This window comes from Planctomycetota bacterium, assembly GCA_021414025.1.
GTDB lineage: Bacteria > Planctomycetota > Phycisphaerae > Phycisphaerales > SM1A02 > SYAC01.
The window spans coordinates 148,770-166,904 of the sequence record JAIOPG010000002.1; the positions used below are offsets into that span (position 1 = coordinate 148,770).

The 18,135-nt window shown below is 64.2% G+C and carries 23 protein-coding genes; 15 read left to right on the forward strand and 8 right to left on the reverse strand.

The window, feature by feature from the left end:
- Positions 1-46: 46 nt before the first annotated feature.
- The 4 genes from lysS to K8R92_01280 are packed head-to-tail and all read left to right on the forward strand — an operon-like array spanning position 47 to position 5,127.
- The gene (gene lysS, locus K8R92_01265; GenBank protein MCE9618521.1) at positions 47-1,642 is read left to right on the forward strand and encodes a lysine--tRNA ligase; all 1,596 of its coding nucleotides are present in this window, start codon (positions 47-49) and stop codon (positions 1,640-1,642) included.
- Positions 1,642-3,165: a transglutaminase-like domain-containing protein gene (locus K8R92_01270; GenBank protein MCE9618522.1), complete on the forward strand. Its 1,524-nt coding sequence runs from the start codon at positions 1,642-1,644 to the stop codon at positions 3,163-3,165. Before lysS ends, K8R92_01270 begins: the two co-directional genes overlap by 1 nt.
- A complete protein-coding gene (locus K8R92_01275) occupies positions 3,140-4,060 on the forward strand; it encodes an NAD(P)H-hydrate dehydratase (GenBank protein ID MCE9618523.1) in 921 nt (306 codons plus the stop codon). The genes K8R92_01270 and K8R92_01275 overlap by 26 nt, the downstream gene beginning before the upstream one ends.
- Positions 4,061-4,098: 38 nt before the next feature.
- Complete coding sequence (locus tag K8R92_01280; protein ID MCE9618524.1) at positions 4,099-5,127, forward strand: HD domain-containing protein; 1,029 nt, start codon at positions 4,099-4,101, stop codon at positions 5,125-5,127.
- A 59-nt stretch (positions 5,128-5,186) separates the two neighbouring features.
- Here K8R92_01280 and K8R92_01285 read toward each other — a convergent pair whose 3' ends face one another.
- From K8R92_01285 to K8R92_01320, 8 genes are all read right to left on the reverse strand, one after another.
- Entirely contained in the window at positions 5,187-5,552 is a 366-nt protein-coding gene (locus K8R92_01285; GenBank protein ID MCE9618525.1) for a hypothetical protein, read from the reverse strand.
- Between the two features lie 30 nt (positions 5,553-5,582).
- Positions 5,583-6,716: a hypothetical protein gene (locus K8R92_01290; GenBank protein ID MCE9618526.1), complete on the reverse strand. Its 1,134-nt coding sequence runs from the start codon at positions 6,714-6,716 to the stop codon at positions 5,583-5,585.
- On the reverse strand, positions 6,713-7,120 hold the full coding sequence (locus K8R92_01295) for a DUF1398 domain-containing protein (protein ID MCE9618527.1): 408 nt from the start codon (positions 7,118-7,120) through the stop codon (positions 6,713-6,715). Before K8R92_01295 ends, K8R92_01290 begins: the two co-directional genes overlap by 4 nt.
- 12 nt (positions 7,121-7,132) lie before the next feature.
- A complete protein-coding gene (locus K8R92_01300) occupies positions 7,133-7,924 on the reverse strand; it encodes a hypothetical protein (GenBank protein MCE9618528.1) in 792 nt (263 codons plus the stop codon).
- The gene (locus K8R92_01305; GenBank protein MCE9618529.1) at positions 7,921-9,294 is read right to left on the reverse strand and encodes a hypothetical protein; all 1,374 of its coding nucleotides are present in this window, start codon (positions 9,292-9,294) and stop codon (positions 7,921-7,923) included. Before K8R92_01305 ends, K8R92_01300 begins: the two co-directional genes overlap by 4 nt.
- Complete coding sequence (locus K8R92_01310; GenBank protein ID MCE9618530.1) at positions 9,291-10,043, reverse strand: glycosyltransferase family 2 protein; 753 nt, start codon at positions 10,041-10,043, stop codon at positions 9,291-9,293. The genes K8R92_01305 and K8R92_01310 overlap by 4 nt, the downstream gene beginning before the upstream one ends.
- 20 nt (positions 10,044-10,063) lie before the next feature.
- On the reverse strand, positions 10,064-10,723 hold the full coding sequence (locus K8R92_01315; protein MCE9618531.1) for a hypothetical protein: 660 nt from the start codon (positions 10,721-10,723) through the stop codon (positions 10,064-10,066).
- Between the two features lie 101 nt (positions 10,724-10,824).
- The gene (locus K8R92_01320) at positions 10,825-12,120 is read right to left on the reverse strand and encodes a hypothetical protein (protein ID MCE9618532.1); all 1,296 of its coding nucleotides are present in this window, start codon (positions 12,118-12,120) and stop codon (positions 10,825-10,827) included.
- Between the two features lie 430 nt (positions 12,121-12,550).
- On the opposite strand from K8R92_01320, the gene rpsJ reads away from it, so the two are divergent.
- The 11 genes from rpsJ (at position 12,551) to rpsQ (ending at position 18,118) form a co-directional block, all read left to right on the forward strand.
- Entirely contained in the window at positions 12,551-12,859 is a 309-nt protein-coding gene (gene rpsJ, locus K8R92_01325; protein ID MCE9618533.1) for a 30S ribosomal protein S10, read from the forward strand.
- A gap of 13 nt (positions 12,860-12,872) precedes the next feature.
- A complete protein-coding gene (gene rplC, locus K8R92_01330) occupies positions 12,873-13,559 on the forward strand; it encodes a 50S ribosomal protein L3 (protein ID MCE9618534.1) in 687 nt (228 codons plus the stop codon).
- Between the two features lie 150 nt (positions 13,560-13,709).
- Positions 13,710-14,369, forward strand: coding sequence for a 50S ribosomal protein L4 (rplD, locus tag K8R92_01335; GenBank protein ID MCE9618535.1), 660 nt, complete (start codon positions 13,710-13,712; stop codon positions 14,367-14,369).
- The gene (gene rplW / locus K8R92_01340; GenBank protein MCE9618536.1) at positions 14,369-14,647 is read left to right on the forward strand and encodes a 50S ribosomal protein L23; all 279 of its coding nucleotides are present in this window, start codon (positions 14,369-14,371) and stop codon (positions 14,645-14,647) included. Before rplD ends, rplW begins: the two co-directional genes overlap by 1 nt.
- Before the next feature lie 14 nt (positions 14,648-14,661).
- Complete coding sequence (gene rplB, locus K8R92_01345) at positions 14,662-15,516, forward strand: 50S ribosomal protein L2 (GenBank protein ID MCE9618537.1); 855 nt, start codon at positions 14,662-14,664, stop codon at positions 15,514-15,516.
- A gap of 15 nt (positions 15,517-15,531) precedes the next feature.
- Positions 15,532-15,873, forward strand: a complete 342-nt coding sequence (rpsS, locus tag K8R92_01350; GenBank protein MCE9618538.1) for a 30S ribosomal protein S19 — start codon at positions 15,532-15,534, stop codon at positions 15,871-15,873.
- 20 nt (positions 15,874-15,893) lie between these two features.
- Complete coding sequence (gene rplV / locus K8R92_01355) at positions 15,894-16,223, forward strand: 50S ribosomal protein L22 (protein ID MCE9618539.1); 330 nt, start codon at positions 15,894-15,896, stop codon at positions 16,221-16,223.
- Positions 16,224-16,241: 18 nt separating this feature from the next.
- Entirely contained in the window at positions 16,242-16,946 is a 705-nt protein-coding gene (rpsC, locus tag K8R92_01360; GenBank protein MCE9618540.1) for a 30S ribosomal protein S3, read from the forward strand.
- Between the two features lie 27 nt (positions 16,947-16,973).
- Positions 16,974-17,393, forward strand: coding sequence for a 50S ribosomal protein L16 (rplP, locus tag K8R92_01365; protein MCE9618541.1), 420 nt, complete (start codon positions 16,974-16,976; stop codon positions 17,391-17,393).
- A gap of 12 nt (positions 17,394-17,405) precedes the next feature.
- A complete protein-coding gene (rpmC, locus tag K8R92_01370; GenBank protein ID MCE9618542.1) occupies positions 17,406-17,810 on the forward strand; it encodes a 50S ribosomal protein L29 in 405 nt (134 codons plus the stop codon).
- Positions 17,807-18,118, forward strand: a complete 312-nt coding sequence (rpsQ, locus tag K8R92_01375; GenBank protein MCE9618543.1) for a 30S ribosomal protein S17 — start codon at positions 17,807-17,809, stop codon at positions 18,116-18,118. The genes rpmC and rpsQ overlap by 4 nt, the downstream gene beginning before the upstream one ends.
- Positions 18,119-18,135 lie beyond the last annotated feature (17 nt).

Genomic DNA, 18,135 nt, shown 5'->3' on the forward strand with positions numbered 1-18,135 from the left:
CCGCGCGATGGACGCGATCCTCCGCGGCATCGCTACCATTCGTGCCATGACGCACGCGACGCCACCCGCGAATCCGGATTCCTCCGGCGGCGGCGAGGAGATCCATCCCTCGCAGCTCGAGGCTGCGCGCCGCGCCAAGCTGGAGCGCTACCGCGGCGAGCTGGGAGTCGATCCCTTCGGCGGCCGCACCGAGGGTTTGGTCTCGCTGAGCGAGGCCCGCACCGCCTTTCAATTGGAAGCCCAGACGAATTTCGAGAGCGACACCGCCAAGGCCAAGGCGGATCCGGCGCACAAGATCAACGACGCGCGGCCGCGCCGCAAGGTCGCCGGTCGCGTGGTGCAGCACCGCGACTTGGGCAAAATTGTCTTCTTCTGGCTGCGCGACCACACCGGCGACCTGCAGATCTCCATGAGCAAGTCCGCCGCGGAGGCGAAGTCCTTCGAGATCACCAAGGCCCTGGACTACGGCGACATCGTCACCGTCGAGGGACCGGTCGGCCGCACCCAGAAAGGCGAGATCTGCATCTGGGGCACGCACGTCGCGCTGCAGTGCAAGAGCCTGGCCCCGCCGCCGGGCAAGTGGCATGGGCTGGAGGATGCCGAGACGCGCTATCGCAAGCGCTACCTGGACATGTGGGCGACGCCGCGCACCCTGCAGGTTTTTCAGCTGCGCAGCCGCATCGTCTCCATGGTGCGCCGCTTCATGGAGCGGCGCGGATTCCTCGAGGTCGAGACGCCGATGCTGCAGCCGCTGGCCGGCGGAGCGGCGGCGCGGCCCTTCGTGACCACGCACAACGCGCTGGACATGAATCTGTTTCTGCGCATCGCGCCGGAGCTCTACCTGAAGCGGCTGCTGACCGGCGGCATGCCGCGGGTCTTCGAGATCAACCGCAATTTCCGCAATGAGGGCGTGGACCGCAGCCACAATCCGGAGTTCACCGCCATGGAGGCCTACGAGGCCTTCGGCAACTATGAAACCATGCTCGAACTGACCGAGTCGCTGGTGCACGAGTGCGCCGCCGAGCTCGCCAAGGAGATGCCCGACGTGCCCGCGGGGCCGGTGCTGCCCTTCGGCGAGATGAAGATCAACTACGCCAAGCCCTTCCGCCGCGTGAAGTTCGCGGATCTCTTCAAGGAGGGCTCCGGCATCGACCTCTTCGACGAGAAGGCGGTCATGAGTGAGGCCCTGAAGCGGCACGTGCCCGACGCGTCGAAGCTGGACCACTGGCTGCTGGTGGAAAAACTCTTCGAGATTTTCGCCGAGCCGAAGATCGATCCGCTCAAGCCGACCTTCGTCACCGACTGGCCCAGCGCCGTGAGTCCGCTCACGCGGCCGCGCAAGGATGACCCGCGTCTCTGCGAGCGCTGGGATCTCTTCGTCGGCGGCATGGAGATCGGGCCCGCCTACACCGAGCTCAACGATCCCGACGTGCAGCGAGAGAAGTTCACCGAGCAGCTCAAGGGCGTCGACGAGGAGGAATCCACTTTCCGCACGCTGGACGAGGATTTCCTCGAAGCGCTGAAGGTGGGCATGCCTCCGGCCGGCGGCATGGGTCTGGGCATCGACCGCCTGGTGATGCTGCTGACCAACAGCGAAAGCATCCGCGACGTCATTCTCTTCCCGTTGATGAAGCCGGAGTGATGCGCCGCACGCCCGCGTTGATCCTGTGGTGCGCCGTGGCGATGTTCGCCGCGCAATTTGCTGCGACACCCACCCGTATGGCGGCCGACGAAGCGCCGCGCTGGTACTACATCACCCTCAACGAAGTCCCGGTGGGCTGGTCCTGCTCGCTGACCAAGCCGATCGAGGGGGGCTTCCGCACTGAGTCGCAGACGCGCCTGCGCATGGCGCGAGAGAAGCAAATTCTGAGCATGACCACGACGGCGTGGATCGAGGAGGACGCCGCGGGCAAACCGCTGCGCAGCGGGCAGAGCCAGACCGGCGGGGGTCTTTCGGTGCGCGTGAACTGGGAGTGGGCCGAGGAGGGCATTCGCGAGCGGCGCACCCAGGGCGCGTCGGTGACGGAGAAACTCCTGCCGGCCATCGCCAAGGAAGCGCTGCCTCCCGCGGCGGCGCTGCGGGCGGCGCAGGCGGCGCGAACGGCGGGGAAAAAGGATTTCACGCTGCTTCTGCTGGATCCCGGTCAGGGAGTGCAGCCGGCCGAAGTCCGCTCTGAGCTCGTCGGCTCCGCGAGCGTTCCGGTGAACGGCAAGCCCGTGGAGTGCACGCACTGGAAATCGTCGGGCCCGCTGATCCCGCTGGGCAGCGAGGAGTGGATCGACGCCGCAGGCGAGATGGTGCAGAGCCAGACGCCCACCGGTCTGGGCGTGTTGCGCAGTCTCCTGTGCAGCGAGACCACGGCGATCTCGGCGCTGGACGATGCCAAGCCGCCGGTCGAAGTCATGGTGGCGAGCTTCGTGAAAGTGGATCCACCTCTTGCGGATGTCATGAAGAAGCGCTCCGTCCACTTGCTCGTCAAGGCCAAGAAGCCGCCGATCATGCCGCTGCCGCAGGAGGGCTTCCAGCGCGTGAAGCGAAATCCCGATGGCTCGTTCGACGTGACCATCGACCTGGATCGCCCCGCCGAGCCGTCGCTCAAGAGCGTCGCCGCCGACGCGGCCTTCATGGATTCCTCACCGATGATCGACTGGAAGGATCCCTCGGTGTTGGCGCTAAAGGAGAGCGCGCTGGCCGGCGCCCATGTCGCGGCGACCGACTCGGCCGGCAGATCGAAATTGTTCCAGGCCGCCGTGGCCAGCCACATCACCAAAAAGGATCTGGCCAGCGCCTTCGCCAGCGCCAGCGAGACCGCGCAGTCGAAGTCGGGGGACTGCACGGAGCACGCGGTGCTGTTGGCGGCCCTGCTGCGGGCCGACGGCATTCCCAGCCGCGTGGCGGCGGGTCTGGTGTGGGCGGATTTCTTCGCGGGCGAGCGCAACGTCTTCGCCTGGCATCTCTGGACGCAGGCGCTGATTGACGGGCGCTGGGTCGACCTGGACGCCACGCTGCCCGCCAATGGCGAGTCCTTTCATCCGGGGCATCTCTTGCTGGCGGTGACGCCGCTGCGCGACGCGGCGAGCGACCCGGCGTGGACCAGCCTTCTCACATCCATGGGCAATCTTTCAATCGAGGTGCGCGATGGAGCGGATCACGCAAACCCCTGAGCTTCCCGCGCGCGATCCGCTGGGCCACAAGGCGACCTTCGGCCGCGTCTGTGTGGTGGGCGGCTCCTGCGGCGAGCGACCGATGATCGGGGCGCCGGCGCTGGCGGCCCGCGCCGCGCTGCGCAGCGGATGCGGACTCTGCGCGGTCGCGGTGCCGGCACCGATCTTGCAGGCGGTGCTCGCGGTGGTGCCCGCCGCCACCGGCGTGGCGCTTCCGGTCGATGCGCAGGGGCAATTGTTCGCCGCCGGTTGCGCCGAAGCGATCGATCAGGCGATCGCCAACATCGACGCCCTGGTGGTCGGCCCGGGTTTCGGCCATGGGTTGCCGCAGCAGCAGATCGTCATCCGGCTCGCGTCGTCATTTGGAAAGCCGCTGGTCTTGGACGCCGACGCGCTGCGTGCGTTGGCGCAATTGCCCGACTTTGCGCGAGACTTGAAGGCGCCGATCATTCTCACGCCGCATCCGGGGGAGTTCGACGCGCTGGCCCATGCTCTGCATCTGGATCTCAATGCTGTCTCAGAGGAGACGCGCGACGCGGCGGCGCTGGCGATGGCGGGGCGGCTGGGCTGCATCGTGATCCTCAAAGGGGCGCACACGCGGGTCAGCGACGGCGTCCGCGTGTGGAGGAGTCCGCATGCCGAGGCGGCCTTGGCGATCGGCGGCAGCGGCGACGTGCTCTCCGGAGTGACGGGGGCCTTCGCGGCGCAGTTCGCGAACAAGAAGACCACGCCCGCGCTCGATCTCTTCCAGGTCGCCTGTCTTGCGGTGCACGTGCACGCACTCACGGCGGAGGCCTGGTCCAAGACGCATGGACACGCCGGGCTTCTGCCGGAAGAGCTCGCCGACGGCATTCCCGCCGTGATGGCGAACCTTCGCGGCGAGTTGAACGACTAGTCTTCAGGCCGCCTCTTTCCCATGGTTACACTCGCACAATGAGCAACTCCGATCACATCGCGATCAAGGATTTCCGCCCCAACGCGCAGATCAGCGGCGTCTATGGGCTGGTGAATCCGCAGATCGGCACCACGCGGGCGGGCAAGTCCTTCTTCAAGGCCCTCATTCGCGACGCTTCGGGCGAGGCGGCGCTGCGCGTCTGGGTCTTCGACGAGTCGCGGCTGGGCGAGACGATCCGCACCGGCTTCGTCCACCTGAGCGGGCAGACCCAGAACTACAACGGACACATCCAGGTGATCGCGGACACCATCCGCGCCGAGGAGGTCTCGACCGACCAGCTCAAGAAGCTCCTGCCCGCGACCACGCGCGACATCGAGCACATGATGAAGGAGGTCGAGCGTCTGCTGCACAGCATGCAGCACCCAGGCATGCGTGCACTGGCGGAGCAGTATCTGGCCAACGACCACATCACGCAGCACTTCCGCCGTGCGCCGGCCGCGGTCAGTGTGCACCACGCCTACATCGGCGGCTTGCTCGAGCACACGCTGCAGCTCATGCTGCTGGCGGAGGTGATGCTGCCGCTCTATCCCGCGCTCAATCGCGACCTGGTGCTGATGGGTCTTTTCCTGCACGATCTGGGCAAGACCGTCGAGCTGGAGTGGGAGCGAGGTTTCGCCTACACCGCCGACGGCAACCTGGTCGGGCATGTGGTGCGCGGAGCCATCTGGCTGCAGACGATGGCTGCGGCCGCCTCGAAGAAGGCGCCGCTGCCCCCCGAGGCGCTGCGCGTGCTGCTGCACACGATCATCAGTCATCACGGCGCGCTGGAGCATGGCGCGGCGAAGTTGCCCAGCACTCCCGAGGCGATGTTTGTGGCGATGCTCGACAACCTCGACGCCAAGACCACCGCGACGCTGGTGGCGGCGGCCCGCGACCGCGCCGACGCCTACGAGCCCGGCCATGAGTTCAGCGACAAGATCTGGTCGCTCGATGTGCGGGTGTATCGGCCCGATCCGCTGATTCCGGCCCCCGCGCCGAAGTCCGCGGAGCCTGCTCAAGAGGAGTGAGCGATCACATTTCGCAGCGAGTGCTCACGCGTTGACAGAAGCGTGAGGCTCGGCCTTGATCAGCGCGCGAATGGCTCGACTTCCACAGGCTTGCCGCAGTAGTAGCAAGCGGGGCGGCGCTTGGCGAGCATGCGGCCGCAGTGGGGACAGGCTCGCGGCTCGGGGGGAGCGGCGTGGCCGTCGAGCTTGCCGTCACGAAGTTCGATCTCCTTCACGAGCTTGGCGAGGTCTTCATCCTTGTAGCCGTGCTGTTGTTTCAGGCAGACCCATAGCGCCTCCGTGATCATCGACAGGCGCTCGACATCACATTGAAGCGACTCAAGACGCGACTGCGCGCTGCGAGCCTCGCGCTGGGCGTTCTCAGCCGTGTTCTGTGTCGCCGCCGTATCTTGGGCGGTTGCTCCAGTAATGAAGGGGAAAAACATGGTCAGTCCTCACTTTGGCGATGCACATTCTTACGGGTTTTTGCGGACCGGTCGCAACCCGACATATCCTCCGTCGGCGTCATACAGATAATCGTAACGCGCCAGCGCCCGCAGACCGGTGTTGATCAGCGACCCGGAGGGCTTGACCCAGGTCACCTTTCGCGGAGCTGCGGGATTTGCGGCGTCCCCAACCTTGAAGCTGTGGGAGAGCCGGCCGCTGAGCAGATGGACGGTGATCTCAGTTCCTTCGGCGACATCGCCTTTGCATGAAGGCTCCGGAGCCGGGATCATCATGTTGGTCAGCCCCGTGTCGAGCAGCATGCTGAGGTTCTCCGTCTTGAGTCCGCCGACCGTGACCCAGCCGCGCGAACCCTCCCAATCCTTCACGCTCTGCTTGACGGTGGGCGTCGCATCGGGCGCCGCGACGTGCTCCTTCAATTGCTCGTAGAGATAGCCGCTGCCGACCATCCGCGCTGTCAGCCCGAGCGTGACGCCGTCGCGGGTGATCGTGTATCCGCGACGCATGGTGCCGGCCTGCATTTCCTTCAGGTTCACCCACGGATTCTGGTCCTGGCGCGGCAACTTCCCGCGGCCCGTGCCGATGCCGAGCATGTGCACCTTCGGGTTTTTCATCGCCGTGGAGTTGCCACTGTTCACGGCGCCCGCGTGCACCTTCCGCTCCGTCACGGCGAGCACCGGCACGATGGCCGTCGCGACATTGCCAAGTTCGTCCTTCGAGTCGGGGAATGTCAGCGTCACCGGCGTCCATATGCCGATGAGTTCGATGCCGCTGCTGCTGTAGGTGATCGAGCCCGCAGCGCCGTTGGGATCGATGTTCGGCACATCGTCCGCACCGACGATCACGCCGCACGAACCCGTATCCACCTGCAGCTTGAGTGGCGGACCGCCGTTGAGCGAAACCCGCACGCTCAAGGATTGCAGATGCTCGAAGTCCACAGGCTTCGGATTGGCGAATGGGATCCGGTAGCTCTGCGTGTAGGCCGAATAGTCGGGATGTGGAGGTTCAGGAGCCGGGGCTTGCTCTTGGTCCACGGCTCCGGCGATGAGCAGCAGCGGCAGAGCGATCGCCAAGGCGATTCGGAAGGACCTTGGAGTCTTGGCCTTGGCACTCCGCTTGAGCGAAGGGTTAGGCGTCGCGGTCATTTGGAACTCGGGCCTGCTCCCGGAAACCACTCGGTGTGCTGGTCGCCACCGCGACTCCAGTACGTCACACGCTGTCCGCGCAGGAAAGCGATGTAGCCCTGCACGCCGGCGTCCATCGCACGCCGGGTAAAGTCTCGAAAGTGCTGACCGTGGCGCTGGCTGTCGAGAATCGCCGCACGCAATCCGCCTGCATCGAAGTCGGCGGCTACGGGAGGCAACCCCTCGTAGGAAATGGTGGTGGTCACGACCTCGCCCGTGGCGCTGTAAAAGCGCTTCTGCAATGCGACATAATCGACGTGGTAATACTCAACACCCGTTTCGATGAGTCTGCGGACAACTTCTGGGAAAGGGATTGAGCCGTCGAGGGCGGCGCGAGCAGCTTCAGTAACAATCTGGGTATTCATGGAGGCCTCGTTTCATTGTTGCTGTCGCCGTGAAGTCACGTGGCGGTTGATGGATTCGCCGCGGTCCGAGAGAAGCGTGTCGATGGCCTTCTCGTAGATGGAATCGTCGGCGACCGCTCCCTGGAAATTCTGGCCTTGCAGCGAGCCGCAAAGATTGGCGCAGGCGAGCGGCGCACTCAAATGCCGCGCGTACTCGATCAACCGGTGCGGCATGTCAAGGGCGATGTCCGTCATAAGGGCGGGACTCAGCATGCCGACGTTTTCCAGGAGGGGAAAGGGGAGCGCATTGCGAAGTTGCGTGAGAAAAAGCGTCCCGACATCGAGCTTGCCGATCTCAGGCTTGTGGCGGGCGATGCGCTGGCAGGCGTCGATGAAGAAATCAAGATGCACATTGCCCTTGCAGAACGCGGTCACCGAATTGTTCACCCGGTGGCTGACATGGTTGGTGCCGGCGGCCTCGGGGACCATCCAGACTTCGTGGCAAAAGGTGAAATCCGATTCCAAATCGATCGCCAGCTTCTCCGGGGCAAACACCAGCATGTCCGCGTCGATCCAGATGGTTCGCTCGTACCCATTGGCAAGGAATTCCTTGGCGGCGACCAGACGGGCCAGATCGGTCACGGGACAGATCTGATGATTGACCTTGTCCCGATACCAGTCCGGCGCGTATTCGAAAAAGGAATCATCGAAGAAGCGGTACTCGAAGTCCTTGGACTCCGCCCACGCCTTCACGCTTTTCATGCACGTCGCGATCCATGGCTCAACGCGGCTCGTTCGATAGGACTGATAGACGATGGTCTTCATCCCGCGGATTGCTCCACGCGTGCCTGCAACTGGTCGCGCAACCGGGCGATCGCGCCGGGCGTGTGGAGCAACGCGCACCAGGATCGTCGAAGCGCGAGCTCCTTCGATTGCTTCGCCTGCTGCAAGGACTGCTCCGAATGCTGAAGTTCCGTCAAGGCCGATGCGAGTTCAATGCGGCGAGATTGGCGGTCGACGACCAATGACTCGAAGAGCCGCCGTCGCTGCGGACTGCGGCGGGGGAGCGTCGCGATCTGATCCAGGAACATCTTTCGCCGCGGGCTCGGGCCGATGCCGGAAACCATCGCCAGATCCGGATCGCACCAGGCGGCGCGGAAGGGCTTTTGCCGGGGCAGTTCCTTGATCTCAAGCGGCAGGCGGAGCGTGGCCGAGACGCAGTCGAACGCGGGCGCCTTCCATCCAAGCCATCGCCGCGTCCATGCATCGGAGACATCCTCGTAGACCTTGCCGCCAAGCCCATGCGTGAAGCGATCCGCCAGTGCCGTGCGCGCCAGCACGCCCAGCAGGAACGCTCGGGGAAGCAGGGGCTTGTCGGACGAACGCGCCGCGCGGACGCCATCGGCGGTCGCGCGAACGCGTCCGCCCGATTCATCCAGCAACCAGAGTGGCAATTCGCTCTGTGCGCCTTGAACACGAAGCGGCCGCGCCGCGCGCGGATGCCGCTCCAGGGCCGAGTTGAAGGCCGCCGCGCAGGCCTCGGGGTCCTTCAGCATGCGGTCGATGAGATGCACCCCGAAGGAAGTGCCGGTCAATTGCGAGGCGCTGACCACGCGCGGCATGGCGCACCAATCCGACAAACCCTCGAGTTGCGCGAGCGAAACTTGCAGCGGCGCGTTCGGCGCTTTCGCATGGGAGCGAAGCAGCTGCGCCAATTTCTTGAGTCCTTGTTGCACTGAATCCGGCGCGTCGGGGCATGGGCCGATCTCTCGCGGCTGGAATGCCGGAACCGTCATCGCCGCCGCCTCCTGGGAAGCGCTCGCGAATCTGTGGCCCTTCGCCGTCCAGAAACCATCCTTCATTTCCGGCCATTCCACGAAGAAACCGTCGAAGCCATCCTGATCCACCACCAGATGGACGGCCGTTGCTTGTGCCTGCCGCGCCCTCGCGTCGGTCCAAAAAGTCTTGGCGACGATTCCTGGATGCCACGCCTGAGCCTGGTGACCGGCGGCAAAAACCGGCGCATCCGGCAGACCGAGGTGGCGCCGCGCCTCGCTGCGCCACGCCGCCAGTAAGCGGCCCTCAATGTGATTTGTGGGATCAGCAAGCGATCGTCCCTCAATCGCCGCGCCGGCATCCACACCAGGCTCCGCGCGCTCGACCAGAATTTCCACCGCTTCGGCCTCGGCCATCATTCTGCAATTGGATCAGGCATGGCGGCGCTTTGCAAAAGCCGCGGCGCCTCCGCCATGGCGACCCGCAGCGTGTTGCGGTAGAGGCGCAACCGGGTCTCGGGACAGTCCAGGCCATTGCCGAAGGTGCGGCGCATGTCTTTGTAGATCCGGCGCACCGGGATCTCGCGGATGCGCAGGTTCAGGAAAGCGGCCTGGGCCCAGAATTGCATGGGAAAGTCGTAACCGTCCACGCCCAGGCGCATTTGCTTCATCGCCTCCGTGCGGTAGGCCTTGAATCCGCAGAAGGCGTCGGTGAGATTCAGGCGCAGGGCGGAGTTCACCTCCTCGGTCACGATGCGGTTGACCCGGAAGCGGTCCTCGGGGGCGTCGTCGTCCTCGATGCGCTCGATCAGGTAGCGGCTGCCGCTGATGATGTCGGCGTCGTTGCGCTCGATGGCCCGCACGAAGGAGGGAATCTCGGCGGGCTCATGCTGCTCGTCGCAGTCCATGGTGATGACCCACTGGTAGCCGTCGAAGTCCGCCCAGCGCAGGATGTCCTGCATGGAGCGACCGTAGCCGCGGTTCTCGGCGTGGCGGATCACCTCGACCTGATGCTTGGCCAGCAGTTGCGGCGTGCCGTCCTTGCTGCCATCGTCGATCACCAGCACGTCGCGGGCAAAGATGCTCACGTCGCGCAGCACGCGCTCGATGGACTTCGCCTCGTTGTAGACCGGGATCGCGAGCAGGATGTGGGAGCGGTCGGCGGACATGCGTGAACCTGTCGAAGAGGCTAGGGGCTGGAGGCCCCGACTTTCCCGCCTGAGGGAGAATCTTTCCGAAATTTTTCGGAAATTTTCACCAGCAGCCGATCGGCGGTGCGGGGAAAGAGCCCCAGAACCACCACCTTTTCGCGGGTCCGTTCGGCGATCGGACCGATGCCCTGTGCGCTCCAGATGGTCACGGATCGCTCCACGGCGGCGTGGCGCAACGCGGCGGTGAATTGCATGGTGACCACGGTGCAGTCGAAGGTTCCCAATTCGGTTGTGATGTTGGCCTTCCCTTCAATGGTCAAGGTTCGCGCAGCAGGACCGCGGTCGCGCTCCTTGCCCGTGTCCGTGGACTCCACGCGCATCGCCGATGAGCTCTCAAAAGGCGACGCGCTGGTCAGCCGCGTCGGACACATCGGCAGCGGGGGATCAAAGACGCTGCGCGTGCGCTCGGTCAAGGAGTCGACGCCGTGCATGGCGCAGGATCCATCCTCGTTCCACTGCAGGCGCGTGACGCGTTGCCCAGGCTCCTCGATGGACCACGCGCCATCGGCTGCGCGGGAAACTTTCATCTCAATCACGTCGCCCTCATCCGCTCCCGACTCGACGCGCCACAGACTCGTGCCCTCCGCCGCGGGGTACAGGTCCTTCGCCTCGACTGAGCACTCCGCAGGCTGGGGCAATGGCCAGGCTTGTGGAAGAACAGCCGTTGAACCGCATGCGACGAGCATCAAGAAACAGCATGAAAAAGCCGCAAAATGCGTTGCGCGGCCCGCGGCCTGGGTCAAGGCTGCAAGCCCTTGGCTTTCCAGAGTCGCTCGATTTCGGAAAGCGTGGTCGGCGCCATGCGCGTTCCGCTGGGATCGTTGCGAAGGATCAGCCGGCCATGCTCGTCCACCTGGTCGGTGCTGACAGGACCATCCAGCGAGGTCTGCGTATCCAGCGTCCATTGCCCGGGATGGGAGTCATCCGCCTGCCACTTCAGAGTGCGCTGCGAAATCTTTCCCGAGCCCGGATCGAAGCACCACATCGAGTAGCGGCCGGCCGCCGTCGCATCCCTTGGCAGCAGCTCCGCCATCATGAAGCTCAGCGGATGGGGCAGGTAGGCGTTGTTGGGAACCGTCCAGCTTTCAGGCTCGGCCGTCGCTCCCACCGAGTTGGTCAGCACGGCAAGGTCGTTGCCCGCGGCGCCGTCGGCGCCGCGGAATCTCGCGCCGGTCTGCGAGAAAATATTCTTGGGGCCGGGGATCTGCGGAATGCTGCGCACCGACCAGACTTCGCTGCCCAGGTCCCAGGCGACCCAGTAGCGATTGCGCGAACTCGTCAGGGTCAGACCATCCTCGCCGATGCTGCGGCTGTCGATCGACAGCAGAAAACCCTGTTCTTTCGCGCTTTCCGAATAGGCCTTGGGATTCGCGGCGGGGTCGGCGCTGCCGCGCGGTGCGGCCGCGATTTCAATCGAGATCCAGGCCAGCTCCACGTCGCCCTCTGGCGTCTCGCGCCAGGAGCGGAAGAGCCGCTTCTTGCCATCGGCCAGCGACTTCAGCCGCGCTGGCGTGAGCGTCTTGATGACGTCGGCGCCGCGCTGCAGCCGGTCGCTGCGCTCCTTCTGCACCAGCGACATGTCGCGCAGCTCGATTGTGTTCACGGCGTGATCGATCGCGGATTCCGCGTAGGCGAAATCCTTTTCGGTGGTCAAGATGCTCAGCACGACGAACTGCCCGATGCCGGTCTGCAGGATGAACCATCCGCTGATGGCGCGGATGTCGCCGGTGGGAGTGGAGAGCCAGAAGAAGCGGGCCGGAAGACCGGCGACCGTGGTCGGTCGGTCCGCGAGCAGCGTGAACTCGCTTCCCGCCGTCTTGAGCGTCTGCAGGTGGTTCTTCATCTGCGATTCGGTGTTGCTCTGCGGGTCGTTGGAGACGACCGCCTGGATGCGGAAGAACCATCGCGCCGGATCGCGTTCATCGGAGACCATCCAGGAGATCGCGTTGTTCACCGAGTCCTTGGCGACCATGGTTCCCTTGGGCAGTTTCATCTTCAGGCCCAGCGATTCAAAGTCGTAAGGGGTGGCTTCCATCACCACCGGCTCCAGTCCGGCTTGCGGCGCGATGGGTTGGAGGTGCTTGGAATCGTCTGTTGCGCCGGTTTTGGTCTTTGGTCCTGTTTTTTGCGATTCAGAACCGTTATTATAAGACTTCGACGTGCTGCTCTGGCCTGATTTTTCCGAATTCCCGCCGCTTTGGCCCGAGGCATTCGCGCAAACCATGAAAAACACGACCGATGCGACCAGTACTTTCCAAGTCAATTGAAAATGGCGGAGGGAAATCACGCTCGCAAGAGTACCCAAATCCGCGCCGGACTTCCCAAAATTGTCATGAATACCCCCCAACGGCTTGACAGAAACGCACAATCGCCTACCTTTGTCGATTCCCCATTTCCGCCGTTGCACGGCATCGAGTCGTGCGCGGAAAGAGGCGTTGGTTTCTGAACGAAGGGCACGCACTGCAATGACTGGCGGCAAGATTCGCATCCGGATGGAAGCGTACGATCACCAGGCTCTCGACGCCTCGGCGCGGGAGATCGTCGATCACGCCAAGCGCACCGGCGCACGCGTCGCCGGTCCGGTGCCGCTGCCGACCCGCCGCGAGATCTACACGGTCAACCGCTCCCCGTTCATCGACAAGAAGAGCCGCGAACAGTTCGAAATTCGCACCCACAAGCGGATCATCGACATCACCGACGTCAACCCCCGCACCGTCGACGCGCTGAACCGCCTGGTGGTTCCCGCCGGCGTGTTCGTGAAGATCAAGGCCTAAAGAAGAACCCACCATGCCCATCGCAATCCTCGGAAAGAAAATTGGAATGACGCGCTGGTTCATGGAAGATGGCCGCAACATTCCCGTCACCGTGATCCAGGCCGGACCGTGCGTCGTCACCCAGGTGAAGACTGCGGAGTCCGATGGATATGCCGCGGTGCAGCTCGCCTTCGACGATGCCAAGCCCCGCGCCACCACGCAGCAGCTCATCGGTCACGACGCCAAGGCCGGATCGGTCCCCAAGCGCGTCCACCAGGAACTTCGCCTTGAGAAGGATGAAGAGGCCTCGGCGTACCAACTCGGCCAGGTTGTTTCCGTCGACACCTTCAGCGGATTGAAGTTTGTCGATGTCAGCGGCACCTCCAAGGGCAAGGGCTTCCAGGGCACCATGGTGCGCTGGAACTTCAAGGGCATCTGCGCCAGCCACGGCACCGAGCGCAAGCATCGTTCGCCCGGCAGCATCGGCGGCGGCGGAACCGATCGCGGCACCGGCCCCAAGCTCAAGAAGGGCAAGAAGATGTCCGGCCGCATGGGTGGCGAGCGCACCACCGTCCGCAGCCTCGACCTGATCTCGGTCGACACCGAAAAGAATTTGCTGGTCGTCAAGGGCGCGGTGCCCGGGGCGTCCAATGGATATTTGTTCATTCGCACCCCCAAGCGTCTATATAAGACAAAGGCAGTACTTCAGGCGGCAAAATAACCGGCTGAAAGATTGGGAAGGCCGTTACGGAACCGCCCAGTCGCGACAGTTTGCAGAACCCCAACCGAGTCGATCCCTGCCAAGCCCAGAAGTAACGGGCCTTGGAGGGTAGGCGAGACGGCCTGATCAACAGGCCAAAAGGTAAGAACCATGATTGAACTTCCAATCCTCGATGGCAACGGCAAGAAAGTGGACGTCCTCAAGATCGATGAGGCCACGCTCGGCGGCGAAGTCCGCCCGGCTCTCCTGAAGCAGGCCTACGTCATCACCCACGGCAATCAACGACAGGGTTCCGCTCGAACCAAGAGCCGCGGCAGCGTCGCGGGCTCCACACGAAAGCTCTACAAGCAAAAAGGCACGGGCAATGCCCGCGTCGGCGCCTCGCGCGTTCCGCACCGCAAGGGCGGCGGCGTGGCCTTCTCCAAGACCCGCACCCGCGAGGATTTCCGCACCTCGATGACCCGCAAGATGCGTCAGCTCGCCAATCGCAACGCGCTGCTGGCCAAACTGGTCGACAGCGAGGTGAAGTGCATGAAGGAGCTTTCCTTCGCCAAGCCGCGCACCAAGGACTTCGCCGCGCTGCTCAAGGCCTGCGGCGTCGATCGCACCTGCCTGGTCGCCGTCGACGGCACCAATCAGAACACCATCGCCAGCGCCCGCAATGTGGCGGGCGTCAGCGTGGTCCGCATCGAGCAGCTCACCGCGTTCGATCTGCTCAACCACCGTTTCCTGGTGGTGGACAAGGCCGCCCTGCAGTCGTTCATCGACGGCACCGCCTTTCAAACCGCTGATTCCAAGGAGGCCGCGTAATGGAAGCCACACGAGTCATTCGCCGCCCGATCGTCACGGAAAAAGCCACCTTCGCCACCGGCAAGGCGAACCAGTACACCTTTGAGGTGGACGGCAAGGCCACCAAGGACGACATCAAGAAGGCCGTGAAGAAGATGTACAACGTCCGCGTGCTGGGGGTCAACACCCAGATCCGCAAGGCCCGCGACCGCGCCATGAAGTTCGGCCTGGTCACCGGCAAGCTGACCAAGCGGGCGATCGTGAAAATTCATGCTGAGGACAAGATCGAGCTCTTCTGAGCAAAGGAATTCCAATGGCGATTCGAGTCTATAAAAGAACATCGGCCGGACGGCGCAACGCGAGCGTGAACCTGCACACCGAGGTCACACGCTCCAAGCCCGAGAAGAGCCTCTGCCGTCCGCTCTCCAAGACCGGCGGCCGCAACTGCCAGGGCAAGCTCACCGTCATCCAGCAGGGCGGCGGCCACAAGCGCCGCTACCGGCTGATCGACTTCAAGCGCCGCAAGGATGACGTGGTCGCCACCGTGACCACCATCGAGTACGACCCCAACCGCTCCTGCCACATCGCGCTGCTCACCTACGCCGACGGCGACAAGCGCTACATCCTGGCCCCCAAGGGCATCACGGTCGGACAGAAGATTCTCTCCAGCCAGAAGCTGATCGATCCCAACGTCGGCAACTGCATGCCGCTGAAGAACATTCCCGCCGGCCTCGACGTGCACTGCGTCGAGATGGTGCCGATGCGCGGCGGCGCCCTGGTGCGCTCCGCCGGCATGAGCGCCCGACTGACGAATAAGGAAGGCCGCATGGCGACCCTCGTGCTGCCCTCGGGTGAAATCCGCCAGGTGCTGCTTGAGTGCCGCGCCACCATCGGCGCCGTCGGCAACGCCGATCACGCCAATGTCGTGCTCGGAAAAGCCGGTCGCGCCCGCTGGCTCGGACGACGTCCGCGCACCCGCGGTGTGGCCATGAGCCATCACCAGCATCCGCACGGCGGTGGCGAAGGTCGCAGCAAGGGAGGCCAGGAGCCTTCCAACGCCAGCGGCACGCAAAGCAAGGGCGGACGGACCCGTCGATACGGGCTGTCCAGCGATGACCTGATCATTCGTCGGCGCTTCAGCCGCCGTTACGGCCAATTGAAACTCTGATAGAGGAAATGAACCATGAGTCGATCGACTAAAAAAGGACCGTTCGTTGACGAGAAGCTCTACCGCAAGGTGGAGAAGATGCAGGCTTCGGAGCGGCGCACGCCACTGAAGACCTACAAGCGCTCCTGCACCATCGTGCCGGAGTTCGTCGGCATCACCTTCCAGGTCCACAACGGCAAGTCCTTCCTGGACTGCTTCGTTACCGAGGACATGGTCGGTCACAAGCTCGGCGAGTTCTCGCCCACCCGCGTCTTCCGCGGACACACCAACAAGAAGGAAGGCCTTGACGCCGGACCCGGCGCCGGCGGCCCGAGCGCTGGTCCGTCAAGCGGCCCCAAGAGCGGTCCTAAGAAGTGACCCCGAGAGGAACAACCACCATGGCCTATCAATCCTGTCATCGTTACGCTCGAATCGCCCCCCGCAAGGCCCGCCTTGTGGCGGACATGATCCGCGGCAAGCCCGTGGACCAGGCCCTCACGGCCCTGGACTTCAGCACCAAGCGCGGCGCCAGCTTCCTCCGCTACGTCCTTCGCGCGGCCATCGCGCAAGCCGAGTTGGCCAGCGTCGATCCGGGCCGGCTGTTCGTCAGCGAGAGCCGCGTCGACGAGGGCCCGACCCTCAAGCGCTTCCAGGAAAAGGACCGCGGTCGTTCACACCAGATCCTCAAACGCACTTGCCACCTTCATGTGGCGGTGGATGCCCGCTGATCGCGAAGGAATAGAACCATGGGACAAAAAACACATCCATTTGGCTTCCGAGTCGGAGTCACCGAGCCGCACAAGAGCCGCTGGTTCGCCCCCAAGGCGCTCTTCGGCGAGCTGCTGATCGAGGACTACCGCATCCGCGCCTTCATCGACAAGCGCCTCAACAAGACCCCGCCCTACGCCGCGGTCTCCGATGTGCACATCGAGCGCACCCGCGAGGAGCTGGCTGTGATCGTGAAGACGGCGCGTCCCGGCCAGGTGGTCGGTCTCAAGGGTGCCGAAGTGGAGAAGCTCACCGCCGACCTGCAGGTCCTCACCGGCCGCAAGGTGGTCATCCGCATCATCGAAATCAAGAATCCGGAAATCGACGCCAAGCTGATCGCCGACTCGCTCGCCGAGCAGATCAAGAAGCGCGCCAACTTCCGCAAGGTGCTCAAGCAGCGCTGCGAAGGCGCCATGCAGAATGGCGCCTTGGGAGTCCGCATTCAGGTCTCCGGCCGCATCGGCGGCGCCGAAATGAGCCGCGTGCTCAACACGCGCCTGGGCACGATCCCGTTGAGCACTTTGCAGGCCAACGTGGACTACGCCATGACCCACGTGTTCACCACCAGCGGCGTGCTGGGCGTGAAGGTGTGGGTGTTCAAGGGCATGTACAGCGAATCGCAGCCGGATGAAGTGGTGTCGAATGCAGCGGGTGGCCGCGCCCGCGCCCGCGGCCGCCATTAAAAAGAATCAGGACCCAGGAGATCAGTCATGAGTTTCATGCCAAAACGAGTTAAGTTCCGCAAGCAGCAGCGCGGCAAGATGAAGGGCAACGCCACGCGCGGCAACTATGTCGCCTTCGGCGACTACGGTCTGCAGAGCCTGCAGACGCATTGGCTCAGCGCCCGCCAGATCGAGGCGGGACGCGTCGCGGCCCAGCACTTCCTGCGCCGCCAGGGCGTGCTTTACATCCGCGTCTTCCCTGACAAGCCGATTTCAAAGAAGCCGCTGGAAACCCGAATGGGAACCGGCAAGGCGCCCGTCGACTATTGGGCCGCCTGCATCAAGCCCGGAACCCTGATCTACGAGATCGCCGGAGTCCCCGAGGAATTGGCGAAGCAGGCCTTCGCCCGCATCGCCCACAAGATGCCCGTGAAGTGCCGCTTCGTGGGTCGCCGCATCGCCGTCTGATTGGAGTCAATAATGAACGCACATGACATTCGCAAACTGACCTTGGAACAAGTGAAGGACGAGCTCACCGCGTCGCGCCGCAAGATTTTCGATCTTCGCGCCCAGGCCGTGACCGAGAAGGTCGCCAACACCAGCCAGTTCGGCACGCTCCGCCGCACCATCGCCCGCCTTTTGACCGAGCAGGGGGTTCGTGCCCGTGCCGCCTCGCCCGCCGCCGGCAAGAAGTTCATCCGCGGCCTCTCCAAGGAGGGCCGCGAGAAGCTGATCGCCAAGACCGTCCATCCGTCGACCTACTCCAAGGCCGGAACCAAGAATCCCGCGGGCAAGACCGCTGAGAAGTCCGCGAAGAAGACCGCCGGCGCGACCGCCGCGGTCTCCAAGCCCAAGACCCGCCGCAAGGCCGAGGTGAAATCATGAGTCACAAGACCGCCGCCGTCACCATCCCGCCCAAGAGCCCGCGCCGCATCGGCGTGGTCGAGAGCGACAAGCGGGTCAAGACCCGCACCGTGGTGGTGAATTTCGTGACCAAGCATCCCAAGTACGGCAAGTACGTGAAGAAGCGGACCGTGCTGCACGTGCACGACGAGAAGAACGAAAGCGGCCTCGGCGACCGCGTCGAGGTGGCCGAGTGCCGCCCGATCAGCCGGACCAAGAACTGGATCCTTGTTCGCGTTGTCGAGAAGGCCCCGGTCAAACTTCTAGCCATGGAGGAGACAGCCCGCTGACGCGGACTGCAGCAACA